A 21,711-nucleotide genomic window follows, 5' to 3' on the forward strand; every position below is an offset into this window, starting at 1 on the left:
CTCCCGGTAAACATCTATCATTATCCTTTTTTGGTAATGAGCAGATCCTTAAATTCAGCCAGATTAACATCCTTGCCTTCTTTTCTGTCATTGATTGCCTTGATAACGTCATCGTGTCTCTTCTTTGACAACGGATAGATCAGCCCTACAATAGCTATGATCCCGAATATTCCGCCGCATCCGCACACATAAAGCCATTTCAATGAACTCAATGTTTCAGCTGTCTGTACGGCCTCTGCTGAATAACCGATCACCGTCAGCATTACACCACATATGGATATGGAAAGCGCGCCTGCACATTTCTGAATGAACGCAATCAGACCAAAGATTACGCCGTCTGTTCTTTTGCCCGTGCTCAGCTCATTTACATCCACCGTATCCGGGATCATAGCCCATGGCACCTGATAAACCGCAGCAGTCCCCAATGATACCAGCGCTACAAATACACATACCTTTCCCAAATCCCCCGGGCCGATGATAAAGCCTACAAACAGGATCACAACGATTGCCGATTCCAGCAGGGTGATTACCCATGCGATTCTCTTGGATGTTTTTTTGATGATCACATCGACAATCAGTGAAGCAATGCAAGAAGCGATCCCAAGTACCAGGAATGCCGTCGCGATCTGCGCCGAATTGAGCTGCACGTAATATGTAAAGTAGTAAACCATAAGAGAATTGCTGCATGTCATGCCGATAACGCCTACGGCGAAAAGGATCATTACAATTATTACAGACTTATTCTTTATAATCTGTTTGATGGTTGCCTTGTCCAGCTTATTGTCCACGGTAGAATCATGATGACGCTCATAGCCTTTCGTCGTTTTCCATATGATAAAGATGCACACAAGTGCCACTGCCATATATACTGCCAGGGTGCAGCTCCAGCCATAGTCGGAGTTCTCGAAGAACTGACCGAAGAATTCCGTTAACAACAGGAATGGACTGTATGCCATTACGACCACCATTGCAAAGAAGTTTTTCAATGTGGCAAGGGTAGAACGTTCATCATAATCGATTGTCATTTCCGATCCCAGCGCCGAACAGGAAATGTCCAGCACAGTCTGTGCAGTGTAGTACAAAATGATGACAACGACGAAATATACCTTAGATACCTGTTCACTGAAACCGAAATTAGTAAACAATAAAATACTGATAAGGGCAAATGGTATAGCCACCCCTATGATAAGTGGTCTTCTCCTGCCCTTTTCGCTCTTGATCCCGTCTGATATTGAGCCGACAAGAGGATCGGAAATAGCATCCCAAACAGTTCCCAATGAGATCATCGCTCCGGCAAACGCCGCTGATATTCCTACAATATCTGTGAAGAAATAAAGCCCGTAGGCGCTGAAAATAGTCCAGGTGATAAAGCTGGAATATCCCGATAGCCCATAAGCCAGTTTGACTTTCAGCGGGAGCTTTTCATTAACATTCATCGCTGTATTGTTATCCATAAGTTCTCCTCCTTTAATTAAAAAAATATATACTTCGCAATTGTTAGTTGAAGTATATATCTTTACGAGGAATTATTATATTGTCCTGCAGTCTTAAAAACGAGAATAAAATTAGAACTTTTTGAATATTTGGTAAACCGGAGTTCTACTTAGCATGCAATTTTTTGATCAAGGCAACTCTGTTATGCACGCCGTATTTGTAAAAAATATTGTATATATGCTTTTTGGTCGTGGATACAGATATAAAAAGCATCTTTGCTATTTCTTCGTTCGTACAGCCCTTGACAATCAGCTCAGTGATCTCGCGCTCCCTGCTTGTCAGTATTTGATCACCCAGAGAGGCTTCACTTTTCCTCATGTTCATGTGATCAATTACTGCATTGGCAATGTGTGATTTCAAAACATCAAGTATAAATACTTCCTTTTCATTGAAATCACCCCACTGCTCGCTCCTGAAAAAGCTGATCACTCCCAGGCTCTGTCCTTCTTTTATCAAAACGATACCCGCTGCATATTCCAGATTCTGCGGTTTATAATATTTTTTATAAAACTCGATGTCTTTCCTGATATCCTTGTCAATCAAGTCCGATTCCAGGTAAACAATCGAATCTTTGCATGCCAGCAAATTCTTCAAATGGCCCTGGTCCGATCCAAAATCCTCAAAGAGGCGCCTGTATTTTTCCTGAACATTTTCATATACAGACATTTTCACATTCACTTCATCCGGTTTTTGCTGCCCCAGTTCAAGCACCTGAAAGCAGCTCTGGTCATATGGTATCAATGCCCTTATATCCGACAAGAACAGATCCATCAATTCTTCAAGCTCTGCAGCACCATACATGTCAAGCAGTATATTGCTCAACGTCTGCACCTCGTTGTTCTTGAAATTAGGCATGATTACCGTTCCTTTCTCCTTTGTAAAACAAACTACTGTACCGTAAAAGTAGTACGGCAGTACAATAATATTCTTCCAAAGTAATACTTTTATATGATGAATATACAGAATAAAGACAATTTAAAATCCATTTTTTCTATGATAATATTTTTAATATACGAAAGCAAGGAGTATCTTTTGAATAAACAATTAGGAGTAGTTCTTGACAGATGCTTCGACGAGATGATACTTAAACTGCAGGATCTCATCAGAACAAAATCCACTGCTGGCCTCGATGATGCGGCGGAGGATGCTCTTTACCAACATGCAAAATAGATCAGCAGAAAGGAAAGGTAACCTTAAGATGATGAATGAGAGAGCTTATGAGCACACAAAATATTTTGTAGAGGAATGCGGCATACGAGTTGCAGGTACCGAGTCCGTTATCAAAGGCAGTGACTACATACTAGATTATTATAAAAAGAACGGCATCAAAACGGAAACACATGAATTCGACGTACCGGTTTGCGAAATCTTGAAATCCCAGCTCAAGGTCAGGGAAAAGGGCGATTGGGTCAGCTTGAATCATACGCCTGCCCTGTTTTCAAGATCAACCAAACCGGGAGGTGTGACCCTGCCCCTCGTATATGTGGAGGATGGAAGCGTTGCGAATCTCAGGTCCGGTGATGTCAAAGGCAAAGCCGTCCTGATCTGCAGAGATGCGTATATGGTCTATCCTGACATCAAGATGTATAAACGGCTGAAAGAATTTGATGTCGCTGCAGTCATCTATACGTCCGGCGAAGGACATTGGGATGTTCCGTATGTCTATGCCAATTTTGAAACCATGGATGAGGATTACACGATTCCTACCGCGGTGATACACTCAAGCACTGCCAAAGAAATCGTATTAAATAACGTCAGCGAAGTATTCCTCGACATACAGTTCAACGTCAGCCTGAAAAAGAGCAGAAACACACTTGGTATCATTGAAGGAAGCAAATATCCGGAGCAGAGCGTTGTCGTATGCGCCCATCTTGATTCCACAGTCGGAAGCACAGGTGCTGTTGATGATGCTACAGGCGTAGCCGTAGTGATGGAGCTTGCAAGATACTATCAGGAATTGGCAAATAAGGGAATACAGCCGGACAGGACCATCAGGTTCATCGCCTGGTCCGGTCACGAATGCGGAATACACGGAAGCAAATTCTATTTGCTGGACCATCCCCATATCTTTGATAACATTAGCTTTGTCCTTAATTTTGACGGCATCGGCAGCGTTCTGAGCAACTATTCGGCAGTAGGCGGATGCACACCCAAAATCGAAGCCAAGCTCAATGAAATCACCCGTTCACTTGATCTTGACTGGCCGATCGTCATGGAACCCGCAGTAGTAGATGCCCTTAATTTTGCAGCTAAGGAAATTGCCCATATCACGCTCTTCGCAGGAGTCGGCTGCGGCTGCCATACAAAATACGACACGATGGATCTCGTCTCCGCAGCCGGATTCAACAGCCCGTTCATATTCTCGAAGGCTGTTATTGATTGGGCAGTCGGTGAAGATAAAATCGAACACGGTTTCCCGCCGGAGCTGGCCGAAGCATTGAAGGAAACTAGTAAAATGTACGGATGGGGGCTGTTCGGTCTTGTTTGAGCGAATGTTCAAACAAGGCCTCGTTCAAAAATCATATTACTTATCTTCCAATTGTCTTTCCACATCCGCCATTCTGCCTGTCACCAATTCCGCCGATAAATACACCTGTCCGCATACCGGGCACCTGGGCGCCTTGTACCGGAAGGACTTGCCCAGATAGCGAAATTGTACCTGAGCCTCTTCCAGTCTCGCCTGACAGGCATCACAGATCAGGCTTGACTTTTCTTCCATTCCAAACCGCCTCCAGTTCAATTTCCATCCTGTGGGTATATACATCTTTAATAACATAAACTTCGCCCGCCAGTTCATACCTGATCCAGCAGGTAATATAGTTCAGCTTGGCATAACAAACATAGGTACGGCTTCTTTCATCATAAATCCGTCTCCCCGTTTTTCTGCTTTCCTTAATAACCTGCCGAACATCTTCTTCCACCAGCCTGAGGGATTGGAGCTTCTTGCTGATTTCCCCATCGATCTCAATCTCAAAATCATATTTTTTCCCATGGCAGGCCCCCTTTTCCTTCCACAGCCGGTCCAGCAAGGTTTCTTTCAGAAAGGCCCGGTTGCTGCGCCTTGTCGTATAATCAGGACTGACTGCATCAAACCCATTGATCGAAAACAGGAGATCCAGCACATGGATTACCGGCTTTCTCTCATCAAGAAATACGTCCCGGCAATTGATGCAATAGGTAAGATACGGTTTTTCATTTAATCGGCTTCTTTGGGCCCCAACAAATTTAGTAAACTCCGGATTGGCTACAGCCCCATCCCCGCCGAATCCGCAGCAGCCGTAAGCGCCATCAGGCGAAAGCTCCTCTGCCTTGATCCCCGTCTTTTCTAAAAGGGATCTGATCGATTCTTTCATATGCGGATTGTGTCTCGCAGAACAGGGATCGAAGATGGAAAAAACCGTGCTGCCGATTTCCGGACTTAAATCCCGTATCGGCCATTTTCCGCTGCATTCCATCAGTTCATAGAGGGATATCACCGTTATTTCAGGAAGAGATTCCTTGAAATAACGGATACAGGAGGGACAGGCCGCAATCAATTTGGGTCGCCCCAGTTGTTCCCAATCCCTCTTCAAGCTTTGCTGCTGTTTTCTCTGCAGCTCTTCATCGCCCGCCCAGGAAGCGTGGATCCCGCAGCATCTTATGAGCAGTCCCATGTTTTTAAACTGCTTCAAAAGCCAGCCGTAAGTCTGCTCAACATATCTGGGATCGGCTGCACCTAAGTTGCAGCCCGGAAAAAAAGCGTATTCAGAAACGTCCGTTCCCGGAGCATGTCTGCAAATCTTCGAGACGCTGCTGCCGGCGTGCTCCATATCATCCAGCCAGAACCCATGATAAGCCGGTGGCATCTTCTTCTGCCTGTGCAGCGATTTCCTGGCTTTTAAGATCATTTTTCCCAGCTCAATCTGCGCCGGACATTCGTCTCCCATGACTCCGCATTGGGTGCAGGTATTGACCAGACGCAGCGCGGGAGCCTTGTGGATCATGGATTCTCCGGGCATGGCTGTGGTCGCGATCTCTTCACGCATAGCCAGAGGCCATTTATCATAGAAATTTACCAAATCGCACTGCTTACGGCAAACATCGCACTGGCACCGGATGCACCTGCTTGCTTCCAATTCCGTTTCCTCTTCGGTCAGCATTCCGCCGCTGGCAGGCACAATCGGTTCTTGCGGCTCAACCCCTTTGAGATCGGGCCTCACCTTGGTTGGCTCTCTCTTCTTGTAATAATCCAGCTTTCCCGCCTTGATAAAAACATCGATGGCAGCGGCGGCATCAATACCATCGGCAATGGAAGCAACAACCTCCTTGCCGTTGAGAGCACCGCCGCCCAATACCACCATACCGTCCTTCAAAGAACAATGGGCCGTTTCTTTTAACGTATCAAAATGTCTGCCGCCTTCTCCGGTCGCCGCATAGATGCAATCAAAGGAATAGGACTTGAGCTCATCCAGGTCATGAATTTCCATTCCGGTTTTTACTTGATCGTACTCCTTATCCAGCTGGCGCTTGATCTCCTGCAGATATAATTCTTCAGGAAGCAGCATCTTCAGCTGTCCTCCGATCTGCTGCTCTTTTTCAAAGATGATGACCGTATATGCCTTTTCCAGCAGCTTGACCGCGCACGCAAGACCGCTGATTCCTGCGCCGATTATGCCGATCCTGCCGGATTTGGGAGGCAAGTTGTATTTGGGCGGCTTTTTCTTTTTCGCTCTGCCCACGCAAGCCTCCTCCAGCAGCCGCAGCTTGACAGCCCCGTCCAGGTCCTTTCTCGGGCAGGCCAGGCTGCAGTACTCAGGACAGAGCCTGGCGACGATTTCCGGAAACAGTACGGCATTTCTGTAAGTCTTGTAAGCCCTGTCGTATTTATGCCGCACGATTTTATCCTGGAAATCCAGCACATCCAAATGAAATGGACATGCGTTGACACAGCCGGCCTCTTCCCTCTGCAGACAGTTTTCAAATTGTTTATAATAGGTATCCATCGACCTACAAGCTCATGGGCTTTTCCTTGATTGCTTCCAGTTCATCATAAAAGTCGGAGCCCAAAAAATATGTTTCAGGAACGTTTGGATTGGGCTCCCCTTTAGCAAGGGCCTCTATCCCGGCCTTAACCTTTTCAGGCGTGGCGGGAAGCTCATGGATCCTCACGCCGCAGGCATGATTGATGGCATTCAAAACAGCCACATGATTTCCTGACTGAAAGCCTTCCGAGCAGCCGGAGGAGCCCCAGGGACCTCTGGCGTTTTCACCGTTCATATGGATCAGCGTCATATCGTCGGGGATATCCTTAATGGTGGGAACGCCGGCCGCCAGCATATTGGTATGCTTTCTGACATCCTCATAGTCTTCGGAAAGGGCAAATCCGATGGAATGTGAAATTCCGCCGTAGGCCTGTCCGTCAAGAGACTGTACATTGCCAACCTTACCCACTTCATCGACGCATCGGAACCCTTCCACCGTCGTCTTTCCTGTACGCATGTCTACTGCCACTTCTGCCAGGAATAAGGTGTAAATATACGCATAGGCAGGATTGCCCATTCCTTCATTGGGCTCGATCTCTACCAGATCATCCCATTCGCTGGCTGCCGTCCAGTCGCCGTTGTATTTGGTCGGGATCCCCTCCGCTGCCATTTCATCATAGGTTCGATAAGTGCCGTCTTCCTTTCGCATTGCGTCCGTAAGATTCTTTGCCGCCAATATGGTAGCCTTTCCGTTGGCGAAATGGGATCTGGAACCCGCCGATTCGCCGGTGTTGGGACAAAGCTTGGTATCGGCCTGTACTAAGCGTATATCCTCAGGCGTGACCTGGGGGAAGTACTGTCTCAATGCCTGAAGGGTATGGATCAGGGAACCGGCATCCCCGCCCTGCCCCTGATCCTGCCAGGTATCGTATTTGGTGAACTTGCCGTCGGGCCTCAGCTCGATAGCCACGCTGGCTTCATCGACTGCTCCCAGACCTACAGTGTATCCTCCCCAGGCAAGGCCCACGCCTTTGCGCACAGAACCATCCGTGGCTGCATTAAATTCCTCTGCTTTTTTCTTGGCCTCCTCATACATGGGCTTCATCTTATCCATCATTGCTTCCATGGGGTATTCTAGGAAGGGCACCTGGTTGATGTTGTCCTGTCCGGGCCTTGCGATATTCTTATAACGGAATTCAAATGGATCCATGCCTGCCTTTTCTGCCAGCATATCGATGAGGGCCTCCCCGCATGTGAAGGCCTGGGGCGCGCCGTATCCTCTGTACGCGGTCCCAAAGGCGTGATTGGTTATGGCGACTCTCGACAGTCCCAAGGCATTGGGCACATAGTAGGGGTAAAAGATGAACCGCAGCATACGGATAATCTTATCGTCACCCATTTCATGATACGCGCCGTGATCCATGCCCGCGTCAAATTCTCCGGCGAGGATCTTCCCTTCCGCATCACACGCCAGGCGGCCGTTCATATAGGCCGGGGAACGCTTTCCTGAGAGAGCTATAAACTGGGCGTAATCAATGTGGAGGGCCACCGGCATCCTGGTCAGCTTAGCAGCCATTGCACAGAGGGCATAGGAACCTGCGTTCATGGCCCAGCCGAAGGATCCGCCCGTGGGATTTTCAACAACCCTTATGTTTTCGATCTCTTCTCCCAAAGCTTCTGCAATATCATCCCGGTCAAAATAGTTGGTCATGCTCTTGCACTGAACGGTCAGCAGTCCATCCTCATCATAGTAGGACTGAACCGTATCCCCTTCAATGGAAAGGTGGGGCTCCCTCGACGAATAAAAGCTGCCTTCTACCGAAAAGGCCGCTTCCTCGATCAGCTTCGCAACATCGTCTGCGGCGCCCTTGCGAAGAGGATGCTGGCAGTAAATATTGGGCATACCAGGATGGATTTCCATGGCATCCGGCAGCACGGCTTCCAGATAGTTCATATACTCCGGTAATTGCTCGTATTCCATCTTCACCAGTTCCGCCGCTTCTTGGGCGCGGGCTTTCGTGTCCGCCACCGCGATGGCAATCACATTGCCCCAGCTTATGATTTTTTCATCTTGTATGAGCTTGTGAACCTGATCGTAGGGCAAGGTTCTGGGCGAAAACGTATAAGCCATGAGTGCATTCTTGCATCCCGCTTTCTGGACATCTTTGGCCGTTATAATCTGCACCACTCCCGGCGCCTTTTCTGCTTCGGATGTATCGATGCGGATGATGTTGGCATGGCTCGTCACTCTTGGCATGACCAAAACCGCGTGCAGCGTTTCCTCCGGCATCTTCAAAGCCACATCATCACCGAAATCACAGACACCGCATGCCTTTGCCAAAGCATTGGGCCTTATCAGCGGCTTGCCGTAAAGATCCGTTTCCTTTTCCCACTTAAAGCGGATATCTTCCAGGGTCTTTTCTCCCCGCAGGATAGCGGCCGCTTCCATGACCCCATCGACAATCTGCTTGTACCCGGTGCACCTGCAAATATTACGATGCTTTTGGAACCAATCCCGCACTTCTTCCCTGGAAGGCGCCTGGTTTTCTTTGAGCAGCTGATAAGCCGACATGATGAAACCCGGCGAGCAGAAACCGCACTGGATTGCTGCCGTATGTACGAATGCGTATTGCAGCGGATGCGGGTTCATTGGATTCCCGATCCCCTCAATGGTGACCACTTTGCTGAAATCCTTGATGCCTTTTATTTTTCTGGTGCAGGATCTCACCACTTTATCATCAAGAACAACGGAGCATGCTCCGCATACGCCGGTTCCACATCCGACTTTTGTTCCGGTCAGCCCCAGTCTCCTGAGTACAGATGCCAGCGTGTCCTGATCCGGATCGCAGACAAAGGTCCTGTCCGCGCCATTTATTGTAAGTGTTTTTTTTGAAAGTTTCATATCTTCTTTTATGGCGCGTCTTGATCAACGCGCCATACTCTCCTTTATCTTATTTGTCTGTGATCATAATCCCCCGATACAGCAAGCGTTCCAACAAAAGTATTATTCGTCCCACTTGATTCTTAAATGTTTCATTTCCTGAAGGGGAATCGGTTCAAAGCATTTTTTCTTGAGCTTGAATTTTACCCAAAGAACCGCGTACAAGAAGAAGCCCAGCATGAACAGGCATGATTTTGAACCCGCATCCCAGCCTGATGAGTAGATGACAAAGACACAGGCCGCCAGGCCAATGATCTGCGGCAGCGGCATGAAGGGCGACTTGAACGGTCTGTGGAGCTTTGGATATTTTTTCCGCAGAATCAAACATTCCACCTGGACCATGACATAAGAAACCAGCCAGCCCACACAAGCGATGGAAATAAAGTAATTGACGGTTTCAATACTGATGGGTACGACCAATGGAATGCACAGAAGGATGCATACGAAGAAAATGGCAACCCACGGCGTTCTGAATTTGGGGTGGAGATATGCGAAAATTTTCGGCATCATCCCGTCTCTTGCAAGACCGTACAACATTCTTGGAGGTCCTGCCATGTGGGCTTCGGCAGCGCTTCCGCCTGCTAAAACGGTGGCAATGATCAGTGCCACGCTTCCCCATGTTCCGAACATGGTCTCCGCGGCTAACATCTGCGGTAAATCCGAGGCAGCCAGATCGTCCATAGGGATATACTTGAGGACGGCAAGGCCGAAAACGCAGTCTACGACGAAGATGGCCACGATTCCAAAGAACTGCGCTTTGTAGATCGTTTTCCCCGGATCCTTGATTTCCTCCGCCATCGGGCACAGATATTCATTTCCAATATAAAGCCAGAATGCCGTTGTAAAGTATGGCATCATAGCGCTGAATCCCTCTTCCGGGAAAAAGGGCGCTGCTTCCGATAGCTTTTCAGAAACGGTGCCAATTTCAAAATGGCCCATCAGCCCCATCACAAACAGCAGCCCCATCATGGATACGGCCAGCAGCAATTGGGATCTTCCCAGAACCTCAATGCCAAATAAGTTCATCAGCAGGAATACGACCACTAACACCAGCGCGGTGATCTTATAAGGGATGGGTACTAATAATTCCAAACATTGCCCTGCGATGAAGGTTTCCATGGCGCCGGCCGTGCATATTAAAATAAAATAGCCGGTTAATACGCCGAATATAGCCATCGACCGACCCATGGTAGGAAGGGTGTAATCAACGATCATTCCTGCGCTGGGTATGCTGGTGGCCACTTCCGAATAGGACGTGGCGATGATCATGCACACGATTCCCAGGGCAGCCGCCATCAGCGTAAAGGCCGGCCCCAATGTTCCGAAAGCATTCAAAAACGATACGATCGGCGTGCTTGCGACAACGATTCCAATTACAAAGCCCCAGGACTCCCAAAAGCCCATATGCTCTTTCAGCGTTACTTCTTGCTTTGCATGTTGTGTCATTTATATTCTCCTCTCTATTTATCATGATAAGTTATGCTTGCTGTCATCCCAATCCCTCAATTGTTATGATTGGATCAATATCCTGCAGTAACTCCCATATCGATGGATATACACGCTCCTGTTATTGCTGCCGCTTTTTCTTCCGACGCCAGGAAAAAGATCAGCTCCGCTGCTTCCTCCGGCCGGATATACCTGGCTTTTTTCCCTTGAGGATAAGGCTTTAGCGTCTGCCGGTCATATTCCTGCCGATTATCAAAGCCTGACCTTTTGAAGTTTTTTTGGATCATAGCGGTTTCGATGACACCGGGACATACGGCATTTACCCTTACCCCGGCTTCTGCCAGCTCCAGGGCCAACGCCTTGGTGAAGAGGGATACCCCTCCTTTGGAAGCGCAATATACCGCAGCTCCCTTATTGCCGATAAGCCCCGCGTCCGAGCTGATATTAACGATAGCTCCCCGGGATTCCCGCAGCAGCGGGATCCCATAGCGGCACATGAAAAAGGAACCCTTCAAGTTGGTATCAATGATCGTATCCCAGATCTCTTCCGTAGTTTCTTCCGCCGCCCCTTCCACATATACGCCCGCGCAGTTGATCAGCACATCCAGTCTGCCCATCTGCCGGGCAAAGGCGTTCACAATCGCCTGGCATCCAGCCGCAGCGGCTAGATCGCCCGCAAAGCAGCAAACCCGTTGGCTTTCTCTAAACAGTTCTCCTTTTATCTCATCGAGAGCTATTTGATTGCGCCCAGTAAGAAACAAACTGGCTCCTGCCCCGAAGAATCGTTTAGCTGCGGCAAGGCCAACGCCTCCGGTCGCGCCGGTAATAAGGATGTTCTTATTCATCCATTCACTCATCGGACTCATGATCGCGCCTCCATCTTTTTTTGCATTTTGGAATCAGCAGTTTTCTCATGGTTCATCTCTTCATCTCTAAATGTTTTTCCTAACAAATTCAGCAGCTGGCAGAGATGGTAGATCTCTTCCCCGGAAAATCGCATGGGATAAAAGACCGGCGGAAATTTTATCCACAGGTAGCCTCCGTTATAAGGCGTAATCACAACTTTCATCTGCCTTATATGGGCGTTGTATTCAAAGGTCATACTGTAAAAATCCACTTCCTTGCTGCATTTCAGCAGCTCTTCCATAAAGGGACGATTTGCGTTGAGTGCCTCAACCACTCTTTGATCGCCGCCGCCAGCCTTGAGCTTTACACCTGTCATCTTAATGGCGCCCGTAAAGACGAGCTTCGCTTTAAAGTCCGCTCCCAGATCAAGATCATCCATGACAAATGTGAAATCGATGAAGTATGTATTTGACAGAAGTTTTTTGTTGGACATGCAAGATATTTTTGTCCAGCTGTATTGGGAATAGTTTTCAAAATAATAACTGATTCCGCGTTCTCCCTTCCTTTTCCTATAAGGACCCAGAAGCTCGGAAAACGCTTCTATATGATCTTCAAAGAGCATGATTGCCTTCTTTTCGCCTTTATCAAATCCCACAACGTTTCTCCTTTACATAGCTGCATCCTTTCCTAGAGGGCGTAAGCTTTTTTATAGAGCTGAAGAAAATCGCTGTATCGGATCTTCCTTACGTTATCCCCGGCAGCCATATTTTCTGTACATGCCACAGCAAGACGCTCAAAGTCTTCTTCCTTGGCTCCGATTTCCTTCATTTTGGGAATACCCAGGTCTTCACCCAGCTTCTTCACAGCCAGCACCGCTTTATACGCCAGCCCGCCTTTGGTCAAATGGTCATCTTTTTCTCCCATGGCAGCGGCGATCCTGGCAAACTTTTCATAATCGGCGGCATAATTGAATTCCATCACCACCGGCAGCAGCATTGCATTGGCAATTCCATGAGGCGTATCATAAAGCCCGCCCAGAGCCTCGGCCATACAGTGAACAGCAGCCACATTCGAGCTGCCAAAGCAGATACCGGCCATCAGGCTGCCCAAAAGCATATTGGCTTTTGCTTCTTTTTTATCGGTAAAGGCGGCCTCTCTCAGATTGTTGGCGATCAGTTCAATGGCATATAGCCCATAAGCATCCGAGATGGGTTCGCTAACCGTACAGGTATAGCCTTCGATGGCATGGGTCAGCGCATCCATACCCGTTGAAGCCACGATGCCCGGCGGCAAAGTTGCTATCAGATCCGGGTCCACCAGAGCAAGCTTGGGGAACGCGAAATGGCCGCCCACGCTCATTTTAAAATGCCTTTCCGTATCCGTAATGACAGCCCAGCAGGTGGCTTCGCTCCCCGTGCCCGCCGTAGTGGGAATGGCGATCAGCGGCGTGATGGGCTTTTTCAGCATTTCCGAATCCACAAATTCATAGTCCTTTATCTGACCACCGTGTTCCAGCAGCACGCCCACCCCTTTTGCCGTATCGATGGAGCTGCCTCCTCCGATTGCAATCAGCAAATCCGCGGAGAGCGCTTTGGCCTGCTCATATGCCCGATGCACGGTGGTATCTCTTGGATTGGGTTCCACATCGTCGAAGATGGCGATGGATTCATGTCCTGCAATGCGCAGGGCCGCAACGACCGTATCGACAATTCCCGCTTTCATGATTCCTTTATCCGTGATAATCAGGATATTACTGCCGCCCATTGCCGCTGCTTCTTGTCCGATTTCTTGTGTGATTCCGGCGCCAAATCGGATTTTTGTCGGCAGTTCAAAATCAAAGCTTTTCATTTTCTTTTTCCTCCTTTTACTTCTGGTTTGTTTTAAGTTCAGTTTCTATTTTAGAAAATATTCAGAATTTTGCATACATTCAAAAGGTTGATTTTACCGGCCGATGCAATTCCCATTAAGATGGATTTTTAGGAGATCGAGCTGCTACTTTGGTAGACCTTCTTGCTGACAGCATGGTTCAATAGGCTCAGCATCAGGGCTTCTTTGACAGCCTGGCGGAAATTTCCGGTTCTTTTGATTTATTATTTTTTCGCCAGGATTCCTCTTTTGTATGAATACATTTTTTTGCCCAGCCATTAGAATAGCCTTGAAAGGATGTATCTTATGGATAGGAAAGCGATGAATCAACTCAGCCACCACAAGGATTTAGTTACGGTTAAAAAGAAAACCTGCTGCGCGGACATCCCGTGAAGCAGGTTTTCTTTTACAATTTTTTATTTGACATATTGGTGCAGGTGCATAAACCTTACCGATGCATTCACTTTCAATGCTCCGATATCCTTTCCCACTACCCGATCGGTCTTGCTGAATGCGCATACGACTTCGGCTCCGTGATCATAGACATATTTCATCGTCGGAATCGACATCTTACCGCAGCCGTACGGGGCGACTCTAATTTTTCTATTCATGGTTGTTTCCGCCTTACTTAACCGCCTATTTGAACCTTAAGTCCATAACCTTCCAGTTGTTTTTTGATCCTTTCCATTTGTTCCTCCGAAGGCGCTTTTAAGCCCTCCAATAAATAGGGCCTTCCCAGCGCGGCATATTTTGCCTCACCAAAGTTGTGGTACGGCAAAAGGTTGACGGAGATTAAATTCTCTTTTATATCTGCTAAAAACCTTCCAAATTCCTCAATTGCTTGACTGCTGTCGTTGACTGCGGGTATGATGGGGATTCGAACAATGGTGTCCACGAGAGCGCAGACCTTTTTCAAATTACTTAGAATCAGCTCGTTGGTATCGCCTGTATAAGTTCTGTGGAGCTCCCGATTCATCAATTTCAGATCAAAGAGAAGGAGATCCATATATGGAAGGACCTTTTCAAAATTCTCCCAGGGAACATGTCCGCAGGTTTCAGCAGCTGTGGAAATCCCTTTATCCCGATAGTGCCTGGCGAGCCTGGCAATGGTCTCCGGAAAACACAGTGCTTCTCCGCCGGAAAAGGTCACTCCGCCTCCCGACATTTGATAGAAAACCAGATCTTTATCCACTTCCGCGATGATTTCTTTACAGGTCATCTCTCTGCCGGAGCCGGCTCTCGCCTTTGAACTACAGACCTCCGCACATGCCAGGCAGCCGATACAGTTCTCTCTTTCGAACACCCATCTGTCACCATCTTTTATGATGCATCTTTGCCGGCATACGGCCGTGCACTTGCCGCAGCCGATACATTTATCCGGGAAAAAGAACAGCTCCGGCACAAATCGCTGGGACTCTGGATTGGCGCACCACTGACAGTTCAGGGGGCAGCCTTTGAAAAATACGATTGTTCGGATTCCCGGTCCGTCATGGACGCTGAATCTTTGAATATCGAAAACAGTTGCTTTTTCCATAGATGCTTTACCAGTTGGAATGTTCGGTTCTGGCAATGATCGCTTCCTGTGCCTGAGAAGTCAGCTCTACGAAAAAGGCGCTGTAGCCCGCGATGCGGACCAGCAAATCCCGATGCTGCTCAGGATGCTTCTGCGCATCCAGCAAGGTCTCTTTTGCCACCACATTGAATTGTACGTGGTATCCGCCGAGGGCCCCTTCTGCTCTCAGCAGATGGATAAAGTTCTGTTTGTCTTTGTCCGTCTTTAACAGCTCCGGGCTGAGTTTCATGTTGAGCAGGGTTCCGACGCCGTTTTTCACATGGTCCAGCTTGGTGATGGTCTTAATAACGGCGCTGGGTCCATTCTGGTCATTACCCGGATAGGGGGAGATGCCGTCGGATAACGGTGTTTTCGCTTTTCTGCCCGTCGGCAATGCCCATGTCGCTTCTCCGCAGGGTACATTGGATATGACCGGCACTACGCCGTTCATGAATTTGGTCCCGCGAATGCTGTAATAGGATTCGCACATGTCGCAGGAAGCCTCGCATACTTTGGCAGCAATTTGGTCCACATAATCATCATCGTTTCCGTATTTGGGAGCATCGTTCATCAGCATCTGTCTCACATCTTCATAGCCTTCAAAATCGGCTTCCAATGCATCGGCCAGTCTGCCCATGGTAATTTTTTTGTCATCGTACACCAACTTTTTGACAGCAGCCATTGCATCGGCCATATCAGTCAGTCCGGTGGATTCAATCCCCGGTCCGATATTGTATTTTCCGCCGCCGTTCATGGCGTCCAGCCCCTCTTCCATACAGCCTTCCATTAAGGCGGAGCGGACCGGGATAGGCATGCGCAGCCGGTGGGCTCTTTCGCAGACCTGGGCGCTCTGGCAGGCAGCCTTTATCATATGCCCCAGTTGGGCCAGACACGCACCTTCAAACTCCTGGTAGGTTTTGAAGGTCCTCGGATCTCCGGTTTTCAAACCGATCTCCCTGCCCAAGATCTTGCTGAGCCCGTTGAACATGGTCCATTCCACTGCCATGGAATAATTGAATCTGGCGCCTTCGGCCCACATGGACATGTTTCCGGGTATCTGCGGCTCAACGCAGCCGCCCACCGCCCAATTCCATAAGTCGCCTTCTTCGATTCCGTTTCTTCTAAGTATCTCAAAGGCAGTCTCATCAAAGAAGATTGCCGGCTGGCCCGTCCCTAGTTCGACCAGACTTGCAATTGCCATCATAAATTCATTGCAGGTATTTTTGTTGACCCGCACATTGATAGTAGGAGCATGCATCTGGGTATTGGCCGTGGCCTGCAAAACCATGTAGGACAATTCATTCACCGCATCGGATCCGTCTTCCTTGCAGCCGCCGACAGCGACTCCGTGATAAGGCTGATAGCCGGCAAAGAATTTTGATGTGGCATCGGAGATGGAATAAATCATTTCCGCCAGCTTGAGCCAAAAGCAGTCAAATAACTCCTGCATATGTACATCGTCGATCGTTCCCGCCTCTTTTTCCGCTTTGTAATAGGGGTATAACAGCTGGTCGATCCGCTCAATACAATATGCGGTCGCATTTTCTTCGGACCAGATCATCAGCTGGGTAAACCAGATGGCATGGAAGGCCTCCAGCAAATTTTGGGGAGGCTCCCAAGGTACACGGTCGCATGCCCGGGCGATTTTCACCAGTTCCTGCGCGCGCTTGGGATCGTCCGTGTTCTCCGCTTGGTTTCTTGCTTCTTTGGCATATCTTTCCGACTGCAATTTTGCCGCATCGCAGATCAACATGATGGATTCGTAGAACTTCCGTTTTTCATGGGTGGAAATGTCTTCCTGATCCAGCGCGGCATGCTTTTCCATGGCTTCTGCTTTAATGCCCCGAAAGCCCTTTTTAAAGACAATATCCCTGTATCCTGCCAAATATTCGCCGCCCCCGGATTGGGATTTGTTCTCGCCGAAAACAACGTTGGTTCCAAAAGCAAGCTTTCGCGCTTCCGGCGTCAGATTGGCAATATAGTAGTCCTCCATGGTTCTGCCCTTCCAATAGGGGATGATCTCTCGCAGTATGTCTTTATCCTCTTGGGAGATCAAATATGGATCCTGCTCTCTGGTCGCCATGGTCTCCAGCTCGTCCTCCACCCATGACATGCAGATTTCCGGGGAAATGATAACGGCGCGGGGCTGCTTGCCGTAAGCTCCGATGATCAATTCATCCGGGTAAATCTTCACGGTTTTTTCTGCCATGTAGTTATACAGACTCTGCGCTCGCTTTAAGCAGACGTCATAAGCCTCCATTTCCTGATAGGTCTTTGTATAAACGACGGCCCGTTCTGTATCTACTTCTGGTTTCCACTTCCAATACTGGTCGCGCAGCCGGTTGACTCTCTGGGTGGAGCCTTTATTCCATCCATTGTGGATCGTGGTTTTTTCCTTCATAGCTTTGGGTGCGGCGCTTTCATTTATCCGCACCTTGCCTCCTTTCGCAAACAATCGAAAACAGTATAGATTTCTAAGTTCATTATACGAAAAATTCAAAATATTACTTCCTACCTTCGATTGAATTTGCCAATTTAAAACTTCTCAAGAAGGTGGAGCTTTTCAGGGGATTTTTTACAAATTAATATCTTTGCCGCCTCTCAGCAGGAAGTTGACAATCTGGTGCTTGCCTTTTATTCCCATCTTTTGGTAGCTGTTGGTCAAATGTTTTTTTACCGTTGAAACATCCACATAAAAGGCTTTTGCTATCTCGGCAGTACCTGCGCCATTCATCGCCATGCGAATGATTTCCGTCTCCCGTTTGGTCAAATTGATGGTATCTTGTATCGAATTGAACGCATTATCTACCAGCTTGCTGAAATCAATCAGCACTGCGCAGTAATGCTGTTTGGAATTATAAAAAACTTTATTGATCGTGACTAAATAATCTCTGGGTATGGAGCCCGATCGGCCGCCGGCACCCTCTTCGATTGAGATGGACTGGGTGATGCTGTTTTTCCCGTTTAATTGTCGGCAAAGGGCAAACAGTCTGTTCAGTACAGCTGCCTTTTTCGAGCTGTCGATCTCCACATTCTCCAAATCTTCCCATTCCACGGAACCGTTGACATCCCATAAAACATAGCTGATGAAAAATCCTGAATTGAGACACTTGATCTGGGGAAGATCATCAATGGAAGTCACATAGTCGGTTGCCACATTGCGCAGGTGGGGCGAAAGCAGCTTCATCAGTTCCACGTCTTCCAGGGTGAATTCTCCCTGCTGAATTCCTCTATGCAGTCCGATGCCGCCAATGATGTTTCCCACGCAGCAGATGCTGCCCTCAATGGAATATTCCATTCCTAAAGGCTTGAGCGCCTTTAAATAGTAGGCGCTTTCCATACGATCTTCTGATGAAAAGATATCGGAGCTGCGAAACATGATCGGTTTTTTGCTGGAAATAAGCGGAAGCACATCATCGATCTGATAATAATCGTTGAGATATTGATCCAGCTCTTCCTGTTCCCAGCCGGCGGCGATGAAAACATTGATTCTCGGTTGTTCGCTGGAAGCATCATAAAAATAAATATCCCCTTTATCAAAGGGAATGGTTTTTCTCAAAACGTCCAGCGTATTGCGAAATGCTTCTTCTTTATTTTTTGTCCCATATAATGTGAGCAACAGCTCATTGATTTGCAGACATTCGCTATTCATCCTCTGATTTACACCTCGTTACTATGACGACAAGAACTGATTTTGCTTGGAAATAACGGCTATTGCTATATTATACGACATTATATTGGACTTCTTTTTCTGCCGGCGGCGCCAAGCGCTTATCTGGTCTGCAAAAAACAAAAAAACACAGCTTACTGTGTTAAAAGAATCTGCTTTTCCAGCGGATTTGATTGAAATTTCCAATATAATGTCGTATTATGTTGCATTACAAGCTGATCTTATTCAGACGGCTGCGTTTTTCTTCTGATGTGGTTTTTGTATAAATCCAGGTTGTTTCCAATCTGCTATGACCCAGCAGATCCGACAGCTCCGTGATATCTCCGATTTCACTCATATAGGTTTTGGCAAATAAATGGCGAAAACTGTGGGGATAAACGTTCTTTTCCGGGACGCCGGCCTGCATGCCGATATATTTTAAATTTCTCCACACCGTGGAAGGTGTTATGCTCTTTGTTTTATCTCTGCCGGTAAAAACAAATCCTGCTTCAATATCCTTCTCTTCACAATAACGGCTTAATTCGCTGCAAAGCCTTGCCGGCAAATAGATGCGCCGGTACTTTCCCTTGTTATAGACTTCCGTGCTTCCAGCCCTGACTGCCTCTACGGTTATATATTGCAATTCTCCTATCCTGATTCCCGTCAGGGCAATCGTTCTCATGATACAAAACATTTTCATTTTGTTTTTTCCCTTGGCATATTCCAGCATTTTCAGATAGTCGCTCTTGCTGATCGTATGTTCCAGACTGCTTTCTGTTTGTATCCTTTTGGTCTTTACTTGCAGTTCCCTATGTCCGAGCCATTTTAAATAGCGATTAATGGATATTAATTTAGAATTGATGCTGCTAGCCGCATATTTTTCCGAAAGGATGCCCTTGTATTGTATCATGGTGTCATTGTCAATCATGCTTGATTGTGCTTCGAGCCATTGATGAATATCAAAGAGATATTTTTTTATGGTTCGTTCACTCAGCTCGCTGACCCTCAGCTCTTTCTCATAGTCTTTCAATTGTTTTTTTGCTTCTGTCTTTTCCATGTTCTACCTCCAGTTATCTATGATTGCTATATGAAACAAGTTTTACCCTTATTTTTATTTGCAAAGACTATGCCAACTAAAAACCAGCTACTTTACCTGAAATAGCTGGCTTTCACCATCTAAGCGACTACTGCTCCATCAGCATCATCGCTTCTTGGAAAAACTTCAGATGCTTGTGATAAATCCCGTTGATTTTATCGACAAAGCTTAAGATCAGGGGATTTCTTCTGTTCCTCCTCCTTTACATGCTCTAATATTAAAACATCAATTGCTTTTTTTCAACCAAAAAGAAAAACCGGCAGCCGCCCTATAGGGTGTCCGCCGGTTTTTCTTTCGGTAAAATCTATGCCTGTTTTTTTGCAGCTTTCCTTTTATACACCAGCCCCAGCACTTGCAGGGCAATGATCGGAGTCAGCGCTACCATGGAAATGACGCCGAACCCCTCTACCATCACATCTGCCCCATCGATCGATTCAGCTGCTCCTTGGGTAAAAGTAAGAATAAAGGTAGCTGTCATCGGTCCGGACGCAACGCCGCCGGAGTCAAAGGCAATCCCCACAAAGAGCTTGGGTACAAGGTACATCAATCCCAGCGCAAGCGCGTATCCTGGCAGCAAGTAGTGCCACAGGAGCAGCTCGGGAATCAAAATCCGGACCACCGATAAGGCTACTGCGCTGCCCACTCCGATAGAAAGGGCCCCTAATACATAGCTTTGCTTCACATATCCTTCTGTGACATCTGCGATTTGGTGAGTAAGCACATGGACCGCTGGTTCAGCCAAAATCGTCACCAAACCCACTGCGAACCCGATCGTTATCAGGAGCCAGCTGCTGTAATTTTCAGCCAAGTAATGTCCAATATAACTTCCTGCGCTGAGAAATCCTGCGTTGACGCCTGTTAGAAACAAGGTGAGACCGATCCAGTTGCACAAAAGGCCGCTGCAAACCTTTCCCAGCTTTCTCATCTTTAATTTAATGCAGGTGAAATTACAGATGAGGAAGATGGCTAAGATTGGAGCCACTGCCATGGCTGCTTCCACCGCAATGACCGAACATTCTTCAAGAAAAGGCCCTATGAGGGAAAGATCTTCGTCATGGACAAGGCTGATACTTCCATGAATTTCATCGATACCAAAGATTATGTTCATAATCATAACCGCCAGAATCGCTCCGGTGGATGCGATGGCCACCAAACCGAAACCGTCGTTTTCCGAGGTCTGAGCGCCTTTTTTCAAAGAAGAGACACTGATCGCAAGGGCTATGATAAAAGGCACCGTCATGGCACCGGTTGTAGCGCCGGAAGCATCAAAGGATATGGCTAAAAATTCCTTGGATGTAAAAATCGCAAGGCCAAATATAGCCAAATACAAAACCATGAGCAGTTTGTAAAGGGAAATGCCCTTTACGATTCTCGCCAGTCCCAAGCTGAGCATGACCGCAATGCCGACGGATACCACAAGGACGATGGAGAATTTCGATATGACGCCATCGGTCACACGATCCACTTGATTTGCAAGAATATGCAGGTCCGGCTCAGCTACAGAGATAAAAAATCCCAAAGCAAGGCCGGCTGCCACGACAATGATCACTTTTCCACTTTTGGTAATAACGGAACCCATCAGATTCCCAATTGGAGTAATCCCCAAATCAACGCCTATGAGAAAGATAGCAAGGCCGGCGATCAGAAGGGCCGCGCCGATCAGAAAACGAATGACCATGCTGCCTGGCATTGGGGTCAGAGTAAAATTTAAAACAAGGACAATAACGGTTATAGGTAGAACAGATATCAGCACTTCTTTTAATTTTTCGATCAATACATTCAAACACATCCCGCCTTTCATATCATATATATAGGAAAGAAGTAACGAATTGTTCGAATATTATAACATAGATTTGTGTA

The 21,711-nt window shown here is 47.5% G+C and carries 17 protein-coding genes; 2 read left to right on the forward strand and 15 right to left on the reverse strand.

Annotated features, from left to right (window positions below):
- Positions 1-20: 20 nt before the first annotated feature.
- Together NIA71_RS04375 and NIA71_RS04380 are read right to left on the reverse strand one after the other, a co-directional pair.
- On the reverse strand, positions 21-1,454 hold the full coding sequence (locus NIA71_RS04375; RefSeq protein WP_253019767.1) for an MFS transporter: 1,434 nt from the start codon (positions 1,452-1,454) through the stop codon (positions 21-23).
- Positions 1,455-1,599: 145 nt separating this feature from the next.
- Positions 1,600-2,349, reverse strand: a complete 750-nt coding sequence (locus NIA71_RS04380) for a LuxR C-terminal-related transcriptional regulator (protein WP_253019768.1) — start codon at positions 2,347-2,349, stop codon at positions 1,600-1,602.
- Between the two features lie 177 nt (positions 2,350-2,526).
- On the opposite strand from NIA71_RS04380, the gene NIA71_RS04385 reads away from it, so the two are divergent.
- Together NIA71_RS04385 and NIA71_RS04390 are read left to right on the forward strand one after the other, a co-directional pair.
- A complete protein-coding gene (locus NIA71_RS04385) occupies positions 2,527-2,664 on the forward strand; it encodes a hypothetical protein (protein ID WP_253019769.1) in 138 nt (45 codons plus the stop codon).
- A 28-nt stretch (positions 2,665-2,692) separates the two neighbouring features.
- Positions 2,693-3,982 (forward strand): M28 family peptidase, encoded by a 1,290-nt coding sequence (locus NIA71_RS04390; protein WP_253019770.1) that lies wholly within the window; start codon positions 2,693-2,695, stop codon positions 3,980-3,982.
- Positions 3,983-4,018: 36 nt separating this feature from the next.
- Here NIA71_RS04390 and NIA71_RS04395 read toward each other — a convergent pair whose 3' ends face one another.
- The 13 genes from NIA71_RS04395 to NIA71_RS04455 all read right to left on the reverse strand — a co-directional run bounded on the left by NIA71_RS04395 (position 4,019) and on the right by NIA71_RS04455 (position 21,634).
- Positions 4,019-4,213 (reverse strand): DVU_1557 family redox protein, encoded by a 195-nt coding sequence (locus tag NIA71_RS04395; RefSeq protein ID WP_148398947.1) that lies wholly within the window; start codon positions 4,211-4,213, stop codon positions 4,019-4,021.
- Complete coding sequence (locus tag NIA71_RS04400) at positions 4,185-6,476, reverse strand: pyridine nucleotide-disulfide oxidoreductase/dicluster-binding protein (protein ID WP_253019771.1); 2,292 nt, start codon at positions 6,474-6,476, stop codon at positions 4,185-4,187. Before NIA71_RS04400 ends, NIA71_RS04395 begins: the two co-directional genes overlap by 29 nt.
- Before the next feature lie 4 nt (positions 6,477-6,480).
- Positions 6,481-9,357 (reverse strand): molybdopterin-dependent oxidoreductase, encoded by a 2,877-nt coding sequence (locus tag NIA71_RS04405; RefSeq protein WP_253019772.1) that lies wholly within the window; start codon positions 9,355-9,357, stop codon positions 6,481-6,483.
- Positions 9,358-9,459: 102 nt separating this feature from the next.
- A complete protein-coding gene (locus NIA71_RS04410; RefSeq protein WP_227755287.1) occupies positions 9,460-10,842 on the reverse strand; it encodes an APC family permease in 1,383 nt (460 codons plus the stop codon).
- A 74-nt stretch (positions 10,843-10,916) separates the two neighbouring features.
- Positions 10,917-11,708: an SDR family NAD(P)-dependent oxidoreductase gene (locus NIA71_RS04415; protein WP_253019773.1), complete on the reverse strand. Its 792-nt coding sequence runs from the start codon at positions 11,706-11,708 to the stop codon at positions 10,917-10,919.
- Positions 11,705-12,343 (reverse strand): hypothetical protein, encoded by a 639-nt coding sequence (locus NIA71_RS04420; protein ID WP_253019774.1) that lies wholly within the window; start codon positions 12,341-12,343, stop codon positions 11,705-11,707. The genes NIA71_RS04415 and NIA71_RS04420 overlap by 4 nt, the downstream gene beginning before the upstream one ends.
- A gap of 32 nt (positions 12,344-12,375) precedes the next feature.
- Positions 12,376-13,536 (reverse strand): iron-containing alcohol dehydrogenase, encoded by a 1,161-nt coding sequence (locus tag NIA71_RS04425; protein WP_253019775.1) that lies wholly within the window; start codon positions 13,534-13,536, stop codon positions 12,376-12,378.
- Between the two features lie 434 nt (positions 13,537-13,970).
- Complete coding sequence (locus tag NIA71_RS04430) at positions 13,971-14,165, reverse strand: hypothetical protein (RefSeq protein ID WP_148398931.1); 195 nt, start codon at positions 14,163-14,165, stop codon at positions 13,971-13,973.
- Positions 14,166-14,182: 17 nt separating this feature from the next.
- Positions 14,183-15,124, reverse strand: a complete 942-nt coding sequence (locus tag NIA71_RS04435; protein ID WP_253019776.1) for a glycyl-radical enzyme activating protein — start codon at positions 15,122-15,124, stop codon at positions 14,183-14,185.
- A complete protein-coding gene (locus NIA71_RS04440; RefSeq protein ID WP_253019777.1) occupies positions 15,096-17,540 on the reverse strand; it encodes a glycyl radical protein in 2,445 nt (814 codons plus the stop codon). Before NIA71_RS04440 ends, NIA71_RS04435 begins: the two co-directional genes overlap by 29 nt.
- 141 nt (positions 17,541-17,681) lie before the next feature.
- Positions 17,682-18,758 carry a LuxR C-terminal-related transcriptional regulator gene (locus tag NIA71_RS04445; protein ID WP_148398928.1) on the reverse strand — a complete coding sequence of 359 codons (1,077 nt, stop codon included), beginning with the start codon at positions 18,756-18,758 and terminating at the stop codon, positions 17,682-17,684.
- Positions 18,759-18,984: 226 nt separating this feature from the next.
- Positions 18,985-19,812, reverse strand: a complete 828-nt coding sequence (locus tag NIA71_RS04450) for a tyrosine-type recombinase/integrase (protein ID WP_148398926.1) — start codon at positions 19,810-19,812, stop codon at positions 18,985-18,987.
- Positions 19,813-20,155: 343 nt separating this feature from the next.
- Positions 20,156-21,634, reverse strand: a complete 1,479-nt coding sequence (locus NIA71_RS04455) for a DUF1538 domain-containing protein (protein WP_148395728.1) — start codon at positions 21,632-21,634, stop codon at positions 20,156-20,158.
- Between the last annotated feature and the right edge of the window lie 77 nt (positions 21,635-21,711).

This window comes from Ihubacter massiliensis, assembly GCF_024125305.1.
Lineage (GTDB): Bacteria > Bacillota > Clostridia > Peptostreptococcales > Anaerovoracaceae > Hominibacterium > Hominibacterium faecale.

What these genes read in the sequence shown, in the direction of transcription:
- NIA71_RS04375 (WP_253019767.1), bottom strand. Translation starts at nt 1,454, where the DNA reads ATGGATAACAATACAGCGATGAATGTTAATGAAAAGCTCCCGCTGAAA.
- NIA71_RS04380 (WP_253019768.1), bottom strand. Translation starts at nt 2,349, where the DNA reads ATGCCTAATTTCAAGAACAACGAGGTGCAGACGTTGAGCAATATACTG.
- NIA71_RS04390 (WP_253019770.1), top strand. Translation starts at nt 2,693, where the DNA reads ATGATGAATGAGAGAGCTTATGAGCACACAAAATATTTTGTAGAGGAA.
- NIA71_RS04395 (WP_148398947.1), bottom strand. Translation starts at nt 4,213, where the DNA reads ATGGAAGAAAAGTCAAGCCTGATCTGTGATGCCTGTCAGGCGAGACTG.
- NIA71_RS04400 (WP_253019771.1), bottom strand. Translation starts at nt 6,476, where the DNA reads ATGGATACCTATTATAAACAATTTGAAAACTGTCTGCAGAGGGAAGAG.
- NIA71_RS04405 (WP_253019772.1), bottom strand. Translation starts at nt 9,357, where the DNA reads ATGAAACTTTCAAAAAAAACACTTACAATAAATGGCGCGGACAGGACC.
- NIA71_RS04410 (WP_227755287.1), bottom strand. Translation starts at nt 10,842, where the DNA reads ATGACACAACATGCAAAGCAAGAAGTAACGCTGAAAGAGCATATGGGC.
- NIA71_RS04415 (WP_253019773.1), bottom strand. Translation starts at nt 11,708, where the DNA reads ATGAGTCCGATGAGTGAATGGATGAATAAGAACATCCTTATTACCGGC.
- NIA71_RS04425 (WP_253019775.1), bottom strand. Translation starts at nt 13,536, where the DNA reads ATGAAAAGCTTTGATTTTGAACTGCCGACAAAAATCCGATTTGGCGCC.
- NIA71_RS04430 (WP_148398931.1), bottom strand. Translation starts at nt 14,165, where the DNA reads ATGAATAGAAAAATTAGAGTCGCCCCGTACGGCTGCGGTAAGATGTCG.
- NIA71_RS04445 (WP_148398928.1), bottom strand. Translation starts at nt 18,758, where the DNA reads ATGAATAGCGAATGTCTGCAAATCAATGAGCTGTTGCTCACATTATAT.
- NIA71_RS04450 (WP_148398926.1), bottom strand. Translation starts at nt 19,812, where the DNA reads ATGGAAAAGACAGAAGCAAAAAAACAATTGAAAGACTATGAGAAAGAG.